The organism is Pseudomonas sp. St316 (genome assembly GCF_018325905.1).
GTDB lineage: Bacteria > Pseudomonadota > Gammaproteobacteria > Pseudomonadales > Pseudomonadaceae > Aquipseudomonas.
The window spans coordinates 5728886-5746012 of record NZ_AP021901.1 but is presented as its reverse complement, the minus strand read 5'-3'; the positions used below and the strand labels follow the sequence as shown (position 1 = coordinate 5746012).

The 17127-nt window shown below is 59.1% G+C and carries 14 protein-coding genes and 2 tRNA genes; 15 read left to right on the top strand and 1 reads right to left on the bottom strand.

Annotated features, from left to right (window positions below):
- Window positions 1-141: 141 nt before the first annotated feature.
- The 4 genes from carA (at window position 142) to KI237_RS25725 (ending at window position 5517) form a co-directional block, all read left to right on the top strand.
- On the top strand, window positions 142-1278 hold the full coding sequence (carA, locus tag KI237_RS25740; RefSeq protein WP_025211781.1) for a glutamine-hydrolyzing carbamoyl-phosphate synthase small subunit: 1137 nt from the start codon (window positions 142-144) through the stop codon (window positions 1276-1278).
- Between the two features lie 105 nt (window positions 1279-1383).
- Complete coding sequence (gene carB / locus KI237_RS25735) at window positions 1384-4605, top strand: carbamoyl-phosphate synthase large subunit (RefSeq protein ID WP_212797592.1); 3222 nt, start codon at window positions 1384-1386, stop codon at window positions 4603-4605.
- Window positions 4606-4607: 2 nt separating this feature from the next.
- Entirely contained in the window at window positions 4608-5084 is a 477-nt protein-coding gene (greA, locus tag KI237_RS25730; RefSeq protein WP_027911987.1) for a transcription elongation factor GreA, read from the top strand.
- 28 nt (window positions 5085-5112) lie between these two features.
- On the top strand, window positions 5113-5517 hold the full coding sequence (locus tag KI237_RS25725) for an MFS transporter (RefSeq protein WP_212797591.1): 405 nt from the start codon (window positions 5113-5115) through the stop codon (window positions 5515-5517).
- A 10-nt stretch (window positions 5518-5527) separates the two neighbouring features.
- On the opposite strand, the gene KI237_RS25720 is transcribed toward KI237_RS25725, so the two are convergent.
- Window positions 5528-5836 carry a YhbY family RNA-binding protein gene (locus tag KI237_RS25720; RefSeq protein WP_003197704.1) on the bottom strand — a complete coding sequence of 103 codons (309 nt, stop codon included), beginning with the start codon at window positions 5834-5836 and terminating at the stop codon, window positions 5528-5530.
- 105 nt (window positions 5837-5941) lie between these two features.
- Here KI237_RS25720 and rlmE point away from each other — a divergent pair, with 105 nt between their 5' ends.
- The 11 genes from rlmE (at window position 5942) to infB (ending at window position 17077) form a co-directional block, all read left to right on the top strand.
- The gene (rlmE, locus tag KI237_RS25715; protein ID WP_003177853.1) at window positions 5942-6574 is read left to right on the top strand and encodes a 23S rRNA (uridine(2552)-2'-O)-methyltransferase RlmE; all 633 of its coding nucleotides are present in this window, start codon (window positions 5942-5944) and stop codon (window positions 6572-6574) included.
- A gap of 200 nt (window positions 6575-6774) precedes the next feature.
- Window positions 6775-8685, top strand: coding sequence for an ATP-dependent zinc metalloprotease FtsH (gene ftsH, locus KI237_RS25710; protein ID WP_212797590.1), 1911 nt, complete (start codon window positions 6775-6777; stop codon window positions 8683-8685).
- A gap of 8 nt (window positions 8686-8693) precedes the next feature.
- Window positions 8694-9545 (top strand): dihydropteroate synthase, encoded by an 852-nt coding sequence (gene folP, locus KI237_RS25705; protein WP_212797589.1) that lies wholly within the window; start codon window positions 8694-8696, stop codon window positions 9543-9545.
- 16 nt (window positions 9546-9561) lie between these two features.
- Window positions 9562-10899 carry a phosphoglucosamine mutase gene (glmM, locus tag KI237_RS25700; RefSeq protein WP_212797588.1) on the top strand — a complete coding sequence of 446 codons (1338 nt, stop codon included), beginning with the start codon at window positions 9562-9564 and terminating at the stop codon, window positions 10897-10899.
- Window positions 10900-10965: 66 nt separating this feature from the next.
- On the top strand, window positions 10966-11721 hold the full coding sequence (tpiA, locus tag KI237_RS25695) for a triose-phosphate isomerase (RefSeq protein ID WP_212797587.1): 756 nt from the start codon (window positions 10966-10968) through the stop codon (window positions 11719-11721).
- A 4-nt stretch (window positions 11722-11725) separates the two neighbouring features.
- A complete protein-coding gene (gene secG, locus KI237_RS25690) occupies window positions 11726-12109 on the top strand; it encodes a preprotein translocase subunit SecG (RefSeq protein ID WP_003197714.1) in 384 nt (127 codons plus the stop codon).
- A gap of 21 nt (window positions 12110-12130) precedes the next feature.
- Window positions 12131-12216 (top strand) — tRNA-Leu (locus tag KI237_RS25685).
- Between the two features lie 97 nt (window positions 12217-12313).
- Window positions 12314-12390: transfer RNA gene (locus KI237_RS25680), tRNA-Met, on the top strand.
- Between the two features lie 140 nt (window positions 12391-12530).
- Window positions 12531-12989, top strand: coding sequence for a ribosome maturation factor RimP (gene rimP / locus KI237_RS25675; RefSeq protein ID WP_024617718.1), 459 nt, complete (start codon window positions 12531-12533; stop codon window positions 12987-12989).
- A gap of 59 nt (window positions 12990-13048) precedes the next feature.
- The gene (gene nusA / locus KI237_RS25670; protein WP_003197716.1) at window positions 13049-14530 is read left to right on the top strand and encodes a transcription termination factor NusA; all 1482 of its coding nucleotides are present in this window, start codon (window positions 13049-13051) and stop codon (window positions 14528-14530) included.
- A gap of 27 nt (window positions 14531-14557) precedes the next feature.
- Window positions 14558-17077 (top strand): translation initiation factor IF-2, encoded by a 2520-nt coding sequence (infB, locus tag KI237_RS25665; protein ID WP_212797586.1) that lies wholly within the window; start codon window positions 14558-14560, stop codon window positions 17075-17077.
- The last annotated feature ends 50 nt before the right edge of the window (window positions 17078-17127 follow it).

Below are 17127 nucleotides of genomic sequence, written 5' to 3'. Positions count from 1 at the left end.
TTCTGTAAGCTACAGCTTTAGTGTGTCCACTAAAAGCGCGCAGAATAATTCAGTGAACAAGCGGGGTGACGTGTCCATACGTCACTCCGCTTTTTTACAACCTGCGATCGCCCTTTCAGGCTTTATTTACGGGAGGTCTTCTTGACTAAGCCAGCCATACTCGCCCTTGCTGATGGCAGCATTTTTCGCGGCGAAGCCATTGGAGCCGACGGTCAAACCGTTGGTGAGGTGGTGTTTAACACCGCAATGACCGGCTATCAGGAAATTCTTACCGATCCTTCCTACGCCCAACAAATCGTTACCCTGACTTACCCACACATCGGCAACACCGGCACCACGCCGGAAGACGCCGAGTCTGATCGTGTCTGGTCCGCCGGCCTGGTCATCCGTGACTTGCCGCTGGTAGCGAGCAACTGGCGTAACACGATGTCCCTGTCCGATTACCTGAAAGCCAACAACGTCGTGGCGATCGCCGGTATCGACACCCGTCGCCTGACCCGCATCCTTCGGGAAAAAGGCGCGCAGAACGGCTGCATCATGGCCGGCGACAACATTTCCGAAGAGGCCGCCATCGCGGCTGCCCAGGGTTTCCCTGGCCTCAAGGGCATGGACCTGGCGAAAGTCGTCAGCACCAAGAAGCCGTACGAGTGGCGCTCCACGGTCTGGGACCTGAAGACCGACAGTCACGCGACGATCGAAGCTTCCGAGCTGCCTTACCACGTGGTGGCCTACGACTACGGCGTCAAGCTGAACATCCTGCGCATGCTGGTCGAGCGTGGTTGCCGCGTCACCGTGGTGCCGGCCCAAACCCCGGCCGCCGACGTCCTGGCCCTCAAGCCCGACGGCGTGTTCCTGTCCAACGGCCCGGGTGACCCGGAGCCTTGCGACTACGCGATCCAGGCGATCAAGGACGTGCTGGAAACCGAGATCCCGGTATTTGGTATCTGCCTCGGTCACCAACTGCTGGCCCTCGCTTCGGGCGCCAAGACCTTGAAGATGGGCCACGGCCACCACGGTGCCAACCACCCGGTGCAGGACCTGGATACCGGCGTGGTGATGATCACCAGCCAGAACCACGGTTTCGCGGTGGACGAAGCCACCCTGCCGGCCAACGTGCGCGCGATTCACAAGTCGCTGTTCGACGGCACGCTGCAAGGTATCGAGCGTACCGACAAGAGCGCGTTCAGCTTCCAGGGCCACCCTGAAGCCAGCCCGGGCCCGAACGATGTGGCTCCGCTGTTCGATCGCTTCATCAACGAGATGGCCAAGCGACGCTGACCGCGAGAAGCCCGAGGGCGGCCCCGAGCACGGCGGCCCCTTCGGGCGCTTCAAAGATTGTTCGACGGCCTAGCCGACTGACCTGCGGATTTGAGTGACAAACCCATGCCAAAACGTACAGACATAAAAAGCATCCTGATTCTCGGCGCTGGCCCGATCGTGATCGGCCAGGCCTGCGAATTCGACTACTCCGGCGCCCAGGCCTGTAAAGCCCTGCGCGAAGAGGGCTACCGCGTCATCCTGGTGAACTCCAACCCGGCCACCATCATGACCGACCCGGCCATGGCCGACGCCACCTACATCGAGCCGATCAAGTGGCAGACCGTTGCCAAGATCATCGAGAAGGAACGCCCGGACGCGCTGTTGCCGACCATGGGTGGCCAGACCGCACTGAACTGCGCCCTGGATCTTGAGCGCGAAGGCGTCCTGGAGAAGTTCGGTGTGGAAATGATCGGCGCCAACGCCGACACCATCGACAAGGCCGAAGACCGTTCGCGCTTCGACAAAGCGATGAAATCCATTGGCCTGGACTGCCCACGCTCGGGCATCGCCCACAGCATGGAAGAGGCCAACGCCGTCCTGGAACGCCTTGGCTTCCCGTGCATCATCCGTCCGTCCTTCACCATGGGCGGCACGGGTGGCGGCATCGCCTACAACCGTGAAGAGTTCGAAGAAATCTGCGCCCGTGGTCTCGACTTGTCGCCGACCAAGGAACTGCTGATCGACGAATCCCTGATCGGCTGGAAAGAATATGAAATGGAAGTTGTCCGTGACAAAAAGGACAACTGCATCATCGTCTGCTCTATCGAAAACTTCGACCCGATGGGCGTGCACACCGGTGACTCGATCACCGTCGCACCAGCCCAGACCCTGACCGACAAGGAATACCAGATCCTGCGTAACGCCTCCCTGGCGGTATTGCGTGAGATCGGCGTGGAAACCGGTGGCTCCAACGTCCAGTTCGGCATCTGCCCGAACACCGGTCGCATGGTGGTCATCGAGATGAACCCACGGGTATCCCGTTCGTCGGCCCTGGCCTCCAAGGCCACCGGTTTCCCGATTGCCAAGGTCGCTGCCAAGTTGGCCGTGGGCTACACCCTGGACGAGCTGTCGAACGACATCACCGGCGGCAAGACCCCGGCGTCCTTCGAACCGTCCATCGACTACGTCGTTACCAAGCTGCCACGCTTTGCCTTCGAGAAGTTCGCCAAGGCCGATGCCCGCCTGACGACTCAAATGAAGTCGGTTGGTGAAGTCATGGCCATCGGCCGGACCTTCCAGGAATCCCTGCAGAAAGCCCTTCGCGGCCTGGAAGTGGGCGTTTGCGGCCTCGATCCGAAGCTGGACCTGAACGACCCGGAAAGCATGGGCGTGCTCAAGCGCGAGCTGACTGTGCCGGGTGCCGAGCGCATCTGGTACGTGGCTGACGCCTTCCGTGCCGGCATGACCGTCGAGCAGATCTTCGGCATGAACATGATCGACCCTTGGTTCCTGGTGCAGATCGAAGATCTGATCAAGGAAGAAGAGAAGGTCAAGACACTGAGCATGTCGAGCATCGACCACGACACGATGTTCCGCCTCAAGCGCAAGGGTTTCTCCGACATGCGCCTGGCCAAGCTGCTGGGTGTGACCGAGAAGAGCCTGCGGGCTCATCGTCATAAGCTGGAGATATTCCCGGTCTACAAGCGCGTCGACACCTGCGCGGCCGAGTTCGCCACCGACACCGCCTACCTGTACTCCACGTACGAAGAAGAGTGCGAAGCGGCACCATCGACCCGGGACAAGATCATGATCCTGGGTGGCGGTCCTAACCGGATCGGCCAGGGTATCGAGTTCGACTACTGCTGCGTACACGCGGCACTGGCTCTGCGTGACGACGGTTACGAGACCATCATGGTCAACTGCAACCCGGAAACCGTGTCCACCGACTACGACACCTCCGATCGCCTGTACTTCGAACCAGTAACCCTGGAAGACGTGCTGGAAATCGTCCGCGTCGAGAAGCCAAAAGGCGTCATCGTCCAGTACGGCGGCCAGACCCCGCTGAAACTGGCGCGCGCCCTTGAAGCCGCTGGCGTGCCGATCATCGGTACCAGCCCGGATGCGATCGACCGCGCCGAAGACCGTGAGCGCTTCCAGCAGATGGTCGAGCGCCTGAACCTGCGCCAGCCGCCAAACGCCACCGTGCGCAGCGAAGACGAAGCGATTCGTGCCGCCGCCAAGATCGGTTACCCGCTGGTGGTGCGTCCGTCCTATGTACTGGGCGGCCGTGCGATGGAAATCGTCTATCAAGAAGACGAGCTCAAGCGCTACCTGCGTGAAGCGGTCCAGGTCTCCAACGACAGCCCGGTGCTGCTGGACCACTTCCTCAACTGCGCCATCGAAATGGACGTGGACGCGGTCAGCGACGGCAAGGACGTGGTGATTGGCGCGATCATGCAGCACATCGAACAAGCGGGCGTTCACTCCGGTGACTCCGCTTGCTCGCTGCCGCCTTACTCGCTGCCGGCGCACATCCAGGACGAGATGCGCGAGCAGGTCAAGAAAATGGCCCTGGAACTGGGCGTTATCGGCCTGATGAACGTGCAGCTGGCCCTGCAGGGCGAAGACATCTACGTCATCGAAGTCAATCCGCGCGCTTCCCGGACCGTGCCGTTCGTTTCCAAGTGCATCGGCGTTTCCCTGGCGATGATCGCTGCACGGGTCATGGCGGGTAAAACCCTGAAGGAACTGAATTTCACCAAGGAAATCATTCCGAACTTCTACAGCGTGAAAGAGGCGGTGTTCCCGTTCGCCAAGTTCCCTGGCGTCGATCCGATCCTCGGCCCTGAGATGAAGTCCACCGGTGAAGTGATGGGTGTGGGCGATACCTTCGGTGAAGCCTTCGCCAAGGCCCAGATGGGTGCCAGCGAAGTCTTGCCGACCGGCGGCACGGCGTTCATCAGCGTGCGTGATGACGACAAGCCACTGGTTGCAGGCGTAGCCCGTGATCTGATCAACTTGGGCTTCGAAGTGGTCGCCACTGCCGGTACTGCTAGGCTGATCGAAGCGGCAGGCCTGAAAGTGCGCCGCGTGAACAAGGTGACTGAGGGGCGTCCGCACGTGGTCGACATGATCAAGAATGACGAAGTCACGCTGATCATCAACACCACCGAAGGTCGCCAGTCGATCGCCGATTCCTACTCCATTCGTCGCAATGCGCTGCAGCACAAGATCTACTGCACCACGACCATTGCTGCGGGCGAAGCGATCTGCGAAGCGCTCAAGTTCGGTCCCGAGAAGACCGTGCGTCGCTTGCAGGATCTACATGCAGGATTGAAGGCATGAGCATAACCAAGTACCCGATGACCGTTCAGGGCGCGAAGGCCCTGGAAGAAGAGCACGCTTTCCTGACCAAGGTCGAGCGCCCGCGCTTGAGCCAGGCGATTGGTGAAGCGCGTGAGCTGGGCGATCTCAAGGAAAACGCTGAATACCATGCTGCCCGAGAGGAGCAGGGGATGGTCGAGGCGCGAGTCCGTGATATCGAAGGTCGCATGCAGAATGCGGTGATCATCGATGTCACGACGATCCCGCACACCGGCAAGGTGATCTTTGGCACGACCGTGGAAATCGCCAACGTCGAGACCGATGAAAGCGTCACTTACCAGATCGTTGGTGAGGACGAGGCAGACATCAAGCTCGGCAAGATATCCGTTGGTTCGCCCATCGCTCGCGCCTTGATTGCCAAGGAAGAGGGTGATGTGGTGGTGGTGAAGACGCCAGGTGGTGTCATCGAGTATGAGATTGTCGAAGTCCGTCACATCTGAACGAAGGCGCCCGCTGCGAGCGGGCGCCATGATCTGGCAGCTCACCCAGATGTTGTGGGTGGGCGGCGTCTGGTTGTTGCACGTCGGTTTGCTGCCGGTGCTGGGTCGAGTCGGCCTGGCACCGCTGCTCATCGATGAAATCGCAGGCATGCTGACGACGCTGCTGGTGGGCTTTTGCGCGGCGTGCGTAATGTTTCAGGCTTTGGTGCTGGTTCAGGCCGAGGGCCTTGCCAGTCTATGGCGCGACATTCGTGGGCAATTGTTGCTCATGTCGTTGTACGCGTGCGGGATGTTCTTTGCAGTGCGTCTCGGCTGGCCAGAGGCTACCCAGTGGCAGGTATTCAGTTACCTGGTGCTGGGTTTTTCCGGATTGGTACTGGTGTTGCAGCCGGTTCCCGGGTGGAGCGGCAGGGTGTGCGAGGCACACCCTTGACCCTTTGACATCACTTGAAGCGGTGAACGTTCGACAGTTGCTTGTTGACGCTGAAATTCTTGCGATAAATCAGCGCCATCTTGCCGATGACCTGCACCAGGTCTGCCTTGCCGGTCTTGCACAGTTCGGCAACGGCAGCCAGGCGGGCTTCGCGGTCGAGGATGTTGAGCTTGATCTTGATCAGCTCGTGATCGCTCAAGGCGCGTTCCAGTTCGGCGAGGACACCTTCAGTCAAACCGTTGTCAGCCACAGTCAAAACCGGTTTCAGATGGTGGCCAATGGATTTGTATTGTTTCTTCTGCTCTTGAGTGAGCGGCATAATCTGACCCCTGCGTCTGATCTTGTAAAAAGCGGCGGCCAGTTTACCCGAGCAAGTCCGGGACCGCCCACTTAATCACGACCCGTTTTATTTTTGAGGTGGCCCGTGGCCCGTTCCAAGACAAGTCTTAAATGGCTGCAAGAGCATTTCAACGATCCATTCGTGAAAATGGCGCAAAAAGACGGGTATCGTTCCCGTGCCAGCTACAAGCTGCTGGAGATTCAGGAAAGAGACCGTTTGATCCGTCCAGGCATGAGCGTGATCGACTTGGGCGCCGCCCCGGGTGGCTGGTCCCAAGTGACCAGTCGTCTGATTGGTGGGCAAGGCACGCTGATCGCTTCCGATATCCTGGAAATGGACAGCATCCCGGATGTGACCTTCATTCAGGGCGACTTTACCGAGGACGCCGTACTGGCGCAGATCCTTGAGGCGGTTGGAAAAAACGAGGTGGACCTTGTGATTTCCGATATGGCCCCCAATATGAGTGGATTGGCATCTGTTGATATGCCGCGATCGATGTTCCTGTGCGAGTTGGCACTGGATCTTGCGACTCGGGTGTTGAAGCCAGGTGGTGATTTTTTGATCAAGGTCTTCCAGGGTGAAGGCTTCGACGAATACCACAAGAGCGTGCGCAAGCAGTTCGAGAAGGTCACGACGCGCAAGCCGAAATCATCGCGTGATCGCTCCCGTGAGCAGTACCTGCTGGGCCGTGGCTTCCGTGGTCGCAGTGAGGAATAAGAGGTTTTTCGACCGGGGCGATAGGTTTTTCGTATTTCGTCCCGTGAGCATTAGCGAATATTGTGTAGAAAGTGTTTCACAAAGGGTTACAGACGGCGCCTGCCAGAGTCGTAGGTAATGTAGTAAGTTAGGCCGGTGAATATCATGCGAAGCGCGCGCCAGTAGCGGAGCTTGCTTCAGAGGGTAGTTAATTGAACGATATGGCAAAGAATCTGATCCTGTGGTTGATCATCGCCGCTGTCCTGGTGACCGTGATGAACAACTTCTCCAGCCCTAACGAGCCGCAGACCCTCAACTATTCCGACTTCATCCAGCAGGTCAAGGATGGCAAGGTCGAGCGTGTAGCCGTTGATGGCTATGTGATTACCGGCAAGCGCACCGATGGCGACAGCTTCAAGACCATTCGTCCGGCGATCCAGGACAATGGCCTGATCGGCGACCTGGTGGATAACCATGTCGTGGTCGAAGGCAAGCAGCCTGAGCAGCAAAGCATCTGGACCCAGCTCCTGGTCGCCAGCTTCCCGATCCTGGTGATCATCGCCGTGTTCATGTTCTTCATGCGCCAGATGCAGGGCGGCGGTGGAGGCAAGGGCGGGCCGATGAGCTTTGGCAAGAGCAAGGCCCGTCTGCTTTCCGAAGACCAGGTGAAAACCACCCTGGCTGACGTCGCGGGTTGCGACGAAGCCAAGGAAGAAGTGGGTGAGCTGGTCGAGTTCCTGCGTGATCCGGGCAAGTTCCAGCGCCTGGGTGGTCGTATTCCGCGCGGCGTGCTGATGGTGGGCCCGCCAGGTACTGGTAAAACCTTGCTGGCCAAGGCAATCGCCGGTGAAGCCAAGGTGCCGTTCTTCACGATTTCCGGTTCCGACTTCGTCGAGATGTTCGTCGGCGTGGGCGCCAGTCGTGTTCGCGACATGTTCGAGCAGGCCAAGAAACACGCGCCATGCATCATCTTCATCGACGAAATCGACGCCGTCGGTCGCCACCGTGGCGCCGGCATGGGTGGCGGTCACGATGAGCGTGAACAGACCCTCAACCAGTTGCTGGTCGAGATGGACGGCTTTGAAATGAACGACGGCATCATCGTGATTGCCGCCACCAACCGTCCTGACGTGCTCGACCCCGCACTGTTGCGTCCAGGTCGTTTCGACCGCCAGGTCGTGGTGGGGCTGCCGGATATTCGCGGCCGTGAGCAGATCCTCAAGGTTCATATGCGCAAGGTGCCAATGGGTGACGACGTCGCTCCGGCAGTCATCGCGCGTGGTACGCCGGGCTTTTCCGGTGCTGACCTTGCAAACCTGGTCAACGAGGCGTCGCTGTTCGCTGCTCGCACCGGCAAGCGCGTCGTGGAAATGAAGGAATTCGAGCTGGCCAAGGACAAGATCATGATGGGCGCAGAGCGCAAATCCATGGTCATGTCGGAGAAAGAAAAGCAGAACACCGCTTATCACGAGGCCGGTCACGCGATTGTCGGTCGTGTCGTGCCCGAGCATGATCCGGTCTACAAGGTCTCGATCATCCCGCGCGGTCGTGCCCTTGGCGTGACCATGTTCCTGCCGGAAGAGGATCGCTACAGCCTGTCCAAGCGTGCCTTGATCAGCCAGATCTGTTCCTTGTACGGCGGTCGTATCGCTGAAGAGATGACGCTTGGCTTCGACGGTGTGACCACCGGCGCGTCCAACGACATCATGCGTGCCAGTCAGATCGCCCGGAACATGGTCACCAAGTGGGGCTTGTCCGAGAAGCTGGGGCCGCTGATGTATGCAGAAGAAGAGGGGGAGGTGTTCCTTGGTCGTGGTGGCGGTGGCCAGCATGCAAGCTTCTCCGGCGAGACAGCCAAGCTGATCGATTCCGAAGTGCGCAGCATCATTGACCAGTGCTACGGCACTGCCCGGCAGATTCTCACGGACAACCGTGACAAGCTCGATGCCATGGCCGATGCCCTGATGAAGTACGAAACCATCGACGCCGAGCAAATCGACGACATCATGTCGGGTCGCGAACCTCGCGAGCCTCGTGACTGGTCGGGTGGTACCGGCACCTCCGGTACGCCTCCGGCGGTACAGGGTGAGCGTCCGGAAACACCAATTGGCGGTCCGGCCGCTGATGTCTAAGGCTTGAAATGACTTCTGTTCAGTCCTCGACCCGGTTGCCTTGCGGCAACCGGGTTCTTGATTTGGCCCATGCGCATGTCATGGGCATTCTCAATGTCACGCCTGATTCCTTTTCCGACGGTGGTCGATTCAGCCAGCTCGATGCTGCGCTGCGGCATGCCGAGGCCATGGTGGCGGCGGGCGCAACGCTGATCGATGTGGGTGGCGAATCGACCCGGCCGGGCGCACGTGCGGTCTCGCCTACCGAAGAGCTGGAGCGAGTGGCGCCGATTGTCGAGCGCATCCATCGCGAACTTGATGTCATTATCTCAGTCGATACGTCCACACCTGCGGTCATGCGTGAGACTGCGCGGCTGGGGGCGGGCCTGATCAATGATGTTCGGTCCTTGCAGCGCGATGGTGCCCTGGACGCGGCGGCGGCCACCGGATTGCCGGTGTGCCTGATGCATATGCTCGGCGAGCCGGGGACCATGCAGAACGACCCGCATTATGAGGATGTGACCAGGGCGGTGGGTGAGTTCCTGGTGGAGCGTCTGGGCCAGTGTGCCGCCGCGGGTATTCCCGCCGAGCGGATCATTCTTGACCCCGGGTTCGGCTTTGCCAAGACCCTGGCTCACAACCTGAGCCTGTTCAAACATATGGAAGCCTTGCATGCCCTGGGGCGGCCCCTGTTGGTTGGGGTCTCGCGAAAGAGCATGATAGGCAATGCCTTGGGCCGCCCGGTGGGTGAGCGCCTGTATGGCGGTCTCGCCCTTGCGGCCTTGGCCCTTGCCAAAGGTGCACGCATATTGCGCGTGCATGATGTAGCCGAAACGATGGATGTCGTTCGGATGATCGCAGCTGTGGATTCAGCCGAATAAGAATGACGGAGCACTTATGAGCAAGAAATACTTTGGCACCGACGGTATTCGTGGTCGGGTCGGCGAATACCCTATTACCCCTGATTTCATGCTCAAGCTCGGCTGGGCGGCCGGCATGGCGTTCCGCAAAATGGGCGCGTGCAAGGTGCTGGTCGGCAAGGACACACGAATTTCCGGCTATATGTTCGAATCGGCGCTCGAAGCCGGCCTGACGTCGGCGGGTGCCGATGTGATGCTGCTGGGCCCGATGCCGACGCCAGCCATTGCCTACCTGACGCGAACGTTCCAGGCCCAGGCAGGTATCGTGATCAGTGCCTCGCACAATCCTCATGATGACAATGGCATCAAGTTCTTCTCCGGCCAGGGTACCAAGCTGCCGGATGATATCGAGCTGATGATCGAAGAGCTGCTGGACACGCCGATGACTGTGGTTGAGTCGAGCAAGATCGGCAAAGTGTCGCGGATCAACGATGCGTCGGGTCGCTACATTGAATTTTGCAAGGGCAGTGTGCCGACCGGTACCAGTTTTTCCGGCCTGAAAGTCGTCGTCGATTGCGCCCATGGGGCAACCTATAAAGTTGCGCCGAGTGTCTTTCGCGAGCTGGGTGCCGAGGTGGTGGTACTTTCCGCCCAGCCTAATGGCCTGAACATCAACCATAACTGTGGCTCCACCCATACCGAGGCGTTGCAGGCTGCGGTGCTGGCTGAGCAGGCGGATCTCGGGATTGCCTTCGATGGCGACGGTGATCGGGTCCTGATGGTTGATCACACCGGCACGGTTGTCGATGGTGATGAGCTGCTGTTCATCATTGCTCGCGACTTGCATGGGCGCGGCAAGCTGCAGGGCGGCGTGGTCGGTACGTTGATGAGCAACCTCGGGCTTGAACTGGCCCTGGCTGACCTGGATATCCCGTTCGTGCGGGCTAACGTGGGTGACCGCTACGTGATCTCGGAGCTGCTGGAGCGCAACTGGGTGATCGGGGGCGAGAACTCCGGCCACATCGTGTGCTTCGACCATACCACCACGGGTGATGCAATCATTGCGGCCCTGCAGGTGCTGATGGCACTCAAGGCGCGCAACGAAGGGCTCGCACAGTCGCGCCAGGCATTGCGCAAATGCCCGCAAGTGTTGATCAACGTGCGTTTCGGGGGCGGTGTAAATCCTCTCGAGCACGCGAAGGTCAAGCAGGCCAGTGAACGTGTGACACAGGCGATGGCCGGGCGTGGTCGCGTGTTGTTGCGCAAGTCCGGCACAGAGCCTTTGGTGCGTGTCATGGTCGAAGGAGAGGATGAAACGCAAGTTCGCGGTTATGCCGAAGAGCTGGCAAAACTGGTTACTGAAGTTTCTGCCTGAATTCGGCTTGCCAGTCATGAATCGGTTGGGTAACATCTGCGCCCACTTTGACCGACGAGGTACAGCATGCGTCGCCCTATGGTAGCTGGTAACTGGAAGATGCACGGTACCCGCGCCAGCGTCGCTGAGCTGATCAATGGCCTTCGTCATCTGGCCTTGCCAAGCGGTGTTGATGTCGCGGTATTCCCGCCTTGCTTGTATATCAATCAAGTGATTGATGGCTTGAAGGGTAAGTCGATTTCGGTCGGCGCGCAGAACTCTGCGGTGGAATCCATGCAAGGTGCATTGACCGGTGAGATTGCGCCGAGTCAATTGGTGGATGCAGGTTGCTCCCTGGTCCTGGTCGGGCATTCCGAGCGTCGCCAGATCATGGGCGAGCAGGACAAGACCTTGATCCGCAAGTTTGCTGCGGCCCAGGCCTGTGGTCTGATTCCGGTGTTGTGTGTAGGGGAAACCCTCGAACAGCGTGAAGCCGGCAAGACCCTTGAAGTTGTCGGGCGTCAGCTGGGCAGCATCATCGAAGACCTGGGTGTCGGTGCTTTTGCAAAGGCAGTCATTGCTTACGAGCCAGTCTGGGCCATTGGCACCGGACTGACTGCTTCGCCGCAACAGGCGCAGGATGTGCACGCAGCCATCCGCGCACAGTTGGCGGCAGAGAATTCTGAAGTGGCACGAGGTGTGCGGCTTCTATACGGCGGCAGCGTGAAGGCGGCCAATGCGGTCGAACTGTTCGGCATGCCGGATATCGATGGGGGGCTCATTGGTGGAGCGTCCCTGAATGCAGATGAGTTCGGTGCGATTTGTCGCGCCGCGGGAAACTGAAAAAATGCTGGAAACAGTCGTAGTCGTTTTTCATCTGCTGGGTGCACTGGGCGTAGTTGCTCTCGTATTGCTGCAGCAGGGTAAAGGTGCGGACGCTGGTGCGTCTTTCGGTGCAGGTGCTTCAAATACTGTGTTCGGAAGCCAAGGTTCCTCTACCTTTCTTAGTAAGTTTACTGCTATACTTGCCGCCGGTTTCTTCATGACCAGCTTAGGGTTAGGTTACTTTGCTAAAGAGAAAGCTCACGAGCTGACTCAAGTAGGTTTGCCAAACCCAGCGGTACTGGAAGCGCCAAAGCAACAACCGGCTTCTGATGATGTCCCGGTGCTTCAAGAGCAAAAGTCGGCCAACCCGGCGACTGACGTGCCTCCAGCTCAAGAGCAGAAGTAAGAAGGTTTCAAACGTTGTATTGCCGAGGTGGTGGAATTGGTAGACACGCAACCTTGAGGTGGTTGTGCCCATAGGGTGTAGGGGTTCGAGTCCCCTTCTCGGTACCAATTATCAGGAGAGCCCGCAATTGCGGGCTTTCTTGTAGGTGGAAGGGTTACATTGACCCTGTAAGGGATCGGTCGTATACTTCCGCCCCAGCTTTGTCGCGGGATGGAGCAGTCTGGTAGCTCGTCGGGCTCATAACCCGAAGGTCGTCGGTTCAAATCCGGCTCCCGCAACCAGTTTCAGGGGCCCCTTCCAAGGGGCTTTTTGTTAGCTGGACACTTTATAACGCCGCTGTTCGACGGCGTTTCAGGGATGGGCGATTCGCCCATTTTTTTTTATTTGCACAGCATGCACAAACATGCACGAGGGGGTTCAGGTGTCGAGCAAGCTAGAACAGTTGCAGGCCTTGTTGGCCCCGGTGGTCGTGGCCCTTGGCTATGAATGCTGGGGTATTGAGTTCTCGGCTCAAGGTCGCCACTCACTGTTGCGCGTTTATATCGATAAGGAAGGCGGCGTGTTGGTGGATGATTGCGCCATCGTCAGCCGTCAGATCAGCGGTGTACTGGATGTTGAAGATCCAATCACCTCCGAATACACCCTTGAAGTTTCCTCGCCTGGCATGGAGCGCCCCCTGTTCACAATTGAACAGTTCGCTTCGTTTGCCGGTGAACAAGTGAAGATCAAGCTGCGCTCGCCTTTCGAAGGTCGACGCAACTTCCAAGGCCTTCTGCGCGGTGTAGAAGAGCAGGACGTCGTGGTGCAGGTAGATGACCATGAGTTCCTGTTGCCGATCGATATGATCGACAAGGCCAACATTATTCCCAGTTTTGACTGATACGTGCCAGATACTGCGGATCCCGCGGATCCAATGGCTTGCGAAAGGCGAGGCGTACGATGAGCAAAGAAGTACTGCTGGTTGTTGAGTCGGTATCCAATGAAAAGGGCGTACCGGCTAACGTTATTTTTGAAGCGCTGGAGCTGGCTCTGGCCACTGCTACCAAGAAGCGGTTTGAAGACGAAGTTGATTTGCGTGTGGAAATCAATCGCCACACCGGTGCCTACGAGACTTTCCGTCGCTGGACGGTAGTCGAGGAAGCCGACCTGGACGATCCTGCTATCGAAACCTGGCCGAGCAAGGTTGCAGAAACGCATCCGGGCGCCAAGGTTGGTGATGTAGTAGAAGAAAAAATCGAGTCCATTGAGTTCGGTCGCATCGCTGCACAGACTGCCAAGCAGGTTATTGTGCAGAAAGTTCGCGAAGCCGAGCGCGCGCAAGTCGTTGACGCTTATCGCGAGCGCCTGGGGGAAATCATCTCCGGCACCGTGAAAAAAGTCACCCGCGACAACGTGATCGTCGACCTGGGCAACAACGCCGAAGCGTTGCTGGCTCGCGAAGACATCATCTCTCGCGAAACTTTCCGGGTTGGCGTGCGTTTGCGTGCGCTGCTCAAGGAAATCCGCACCGAGAACCGCGGCCCACAGCTGATCCTGTCGCGTACAGCGCCGGAAATGCTGATCGAGTTGTTCCGCATCGAAGTGCCGGAAATTGCTGAAGGCCTGATCGAAGTCATGGCCGCCTCCCGTGATCCGGGTTCGCGTGCCAAGATCGCGGTCCGCTCCAAGGACAAGCGCATCGACCCGCAAGGTGCATGCATCGGCATGCGTGGTTCGCGTGTCCAGGCCGTATCCGGCGAGTTGGGCGGCGAGCGCGTGGACATCGTCCTGTGGGACGACAACCCGGCTCAGTTCGTGATCAATGCCATGTCGCCTGCTGAAGTGGCGGCAATTATCGTCGACGAAGATGCCCACGCCATGGACATCGCCGTTGGCGCAGACAATCTGGCTCAGGCCATCGGTCGCGGTGGTCAGAACGTACGTCTGGCCAGCCAGTTGACTGGCTGGACCCTGAACGTGATGACCGAATCGGACATCCAGGCTAAGCAGCAAGCTGAAACCGGCGACATCCTGCGCAACTTCATCGACGAGCTTGAAGTCGACGAAGAGCTGGCGCAGGTGCTGGTGGACGAAGGCTTTACCAGCCTGGAAGAGATTGCCTACGTACCGGTGGAGGAAATGCTCAACATCGACGGCTTTGACGAGGAAATCGTCAACGAGCTTCGCGCTCGGGCCAAGGATCGTTTGTTGACCAAAGCCATCGCTACTGAGGAAAAGCTGGCAGACGCCCATCCGGCCGAAGACCTGCTCTCGCTTGAGGGCATGGACAAGGATTTGGCGATGGAACTGGCGGTGCGCGGCGTAATTACCCGCGAAGACCTGGCCGAGCAGTCTATTGACGATCTGCTCGACATCGACGGCATTGACGATGATCGTGCCGGCAAGTTGATCATGGCCGCCCGAGCCCACTGGTTCGAGTAATTAGGCGCGGCCTGAGGAGAGAAGTGCATGACGCAAGTCACGGTGAAACAACTGGCCGATGAGGTCAAAACACCGGTAGAGCGCCTGTTGCAGCAGATGCGTGAGGCAGGTCTGCCGCACACCGCCGCCGAGGAACATGTGACCGACAGTGAGAAGCAGTCCCTGCTGACTCACCTGAAGAGCAGTCACAAGGCGAAAGTGGAAGAACCACGCAAGATTACTCTGCAGCGTAAAACCACCAGCACCCTGCGTGTTGCCGGTAGTAAAAGCATCAGCGTTGAAGTACGCAAGAAGAAAGTCTTCGTACAGCGCAGCCCGGAAGAAATCGAAGCCGAGCGCAAACGCGAACAGGAAGAACGTCGCGCAGTAGAAAATGCTGCACGTCAGAAGGCTGAAGAAGAAGCCAAGCGTCGCGCCGAAGAAGAAGCGCGTCGCCAGCCTGCTGCTGCGCAATCCGCTCCGGTAGCAGCCGTCGAGGCTGCGGCCCCGGTAGCCGAACCTGTGCGCGAAGCGGCGCCAGTGGTGGCAGCAGCGCCGGCGCCAGCCGACGCTCGCAAGCGCGACGAACAGCGTCGTCCGGACAAACCACGTGCCGACGACAACCGTCGTGGCAGCGGCGATGGCGAGCGCAAGAACGCGCCTCATCGTGCTTCGGTCAAGGAAAAGGCGCCAGCACCCCGTGTTGCGCCACGTACTACCGATGAAGAAAGCGATGGCTTCCGTCGCGGCGGTCGCGGCAAGGCCAAGCTGAAAAAACGCAACGCCCACGGTTTCCAGAGCCCTACCGGCCCTGTCGTGCGTGAAGTGAAGATCGGCGAGACCATCACTGTGGGCGATCTGGCCCAGCAGATGTCGGTCAAGGCTGCTGAAATCATCAAGTTCATGTTCAAGCTGGGTACGCCAGCCACCATCAACCAGGTACTGGACCAGGAAACTGCCCAACTGGTTGCTGAAGAGCTGGGCCACAAAGTGACCCTGGTCAGCGACACCGCCCTGGAAGATTCCCTGGCCGAGTCCCTGAAGTTTGAAGGTGAGGCGGTTTCCCGTGCTCCGGTCGTGACCGTCATGGGCCACGTCGACCACGGTAAAACTTCCCTGCTCGACTACATCCGTCGTGCGAAGGTTGCGGCAGGTGAGGCTGGCGGTATTACCCAGCACATCGGCGCCTACCACGTTGAAACCGACCGCGGCATGGTGACGTTCCTCGACACCCCGGGTCACGCTGCGTTTACCGCGATGCGTGCCCGTGGTGCCAAGGCGACCGACATCGTGATCCTGGTGGTTGCAGCGGACGACGGCGTGATGCCGCAAACCATCGAAGCCGTTCAGCATGCCAAGGCTGCTGGCGTGCCTCTGGTGGTTGCGGTGAACAAGATCGACAAGCCGGGCGCTGATCTCGATCGCATCCGTAGCGAACTGTCGGTTCACGGCGTGACTTCCGAAGAGTGGGGTGGCGACACTCCATTCGTTCCGGTCTCGGCGAAGATGGGTACCGGCGTTGACGAACTGCTCGAAGCCGTTCTGTTGCAAGCCGAGGTCCTGGAACTGACCGCGACACCTTCGGCTCCTGGCCGTGGTGTGGTTGTTGAATCGCGCCTCGACAAGGGCCGTGGCCCGGTTGCGACTGTCCTGGTTCAGGACGGTACGCTGCGTCAAGGCGACATGGTACTGGTCGGCTCCAACTATGGCCGCGTGCGCGCCATGCTCGACGAGAACGGCAAGCCAATCAAGGAAGCCGGTCCGGCTATCCCGGTCGAGATCCTCGGCCTGGACGGCACCCCGGACGCTGGCGACGAGATGAGCGTTGTGGCTGACGAGAAGAAAGCCCGTGAAGTGGCTCTGTTCCGTCAAGGCAAGTTCCGCGAAGTCAAACTGGCTCGTGCTCACGCTGGCAAGCTGGAAAACATCTTCGAGAACATGGGCCAGGAAGAGAAGAAGACGCTCAACATCGTCCTCAAATCCGACGTCCGTGGCTCGCTGGAAGCGTTGAACGGTGCCTTGAACGGCCTGGGTAACGACGAAGTGCAAGTGCGTGTGGTCGGTGGCGGTGTCGGTGGTATCACCGAGTCCGACGCCAACCTGGCACTGGCCTCCAACGCTGTACTGTTCGGCTTCAACGTGCGTGCCGATGCCGGCGCTCGCAAGATCGTCGAGCAGGAAGGCCTGGATATGCGTTACTACAACGTGATCTACGACATCATCGAAGACGTCAAGAAAGCGTTGACCGGTATGCTGGGCAGCGACGTCCGGGAGAACATCCTGGGTGTGGCCGAAGTTCGCGACGTATTCCGTTCGCCGAAGTTTGGTGCCATCGCCGGTTGCATGGTGATCGAGGGTGTTGTTCACCGTAACCGTCCGATCCGTGTACTGCGTGAAGACATCGTGATCTTCGAAGGCGAGCTGGAATCCCTGCGCCGCTTCAAGGATGACGCTTCCGAAGTACGTGCCGGCATGGAATGCGGTATTGGCGTCAAGAGCTACAACGACGTCAAGGTCGGCGACAAGATCGAAGTCTTCGAGAAGGTCCAGGTTGCTCGCAGCCTCTGACTCGCGCACTTCAAGAGCTGCACCGGGTAGCCGCATGAACATGCGCTGCC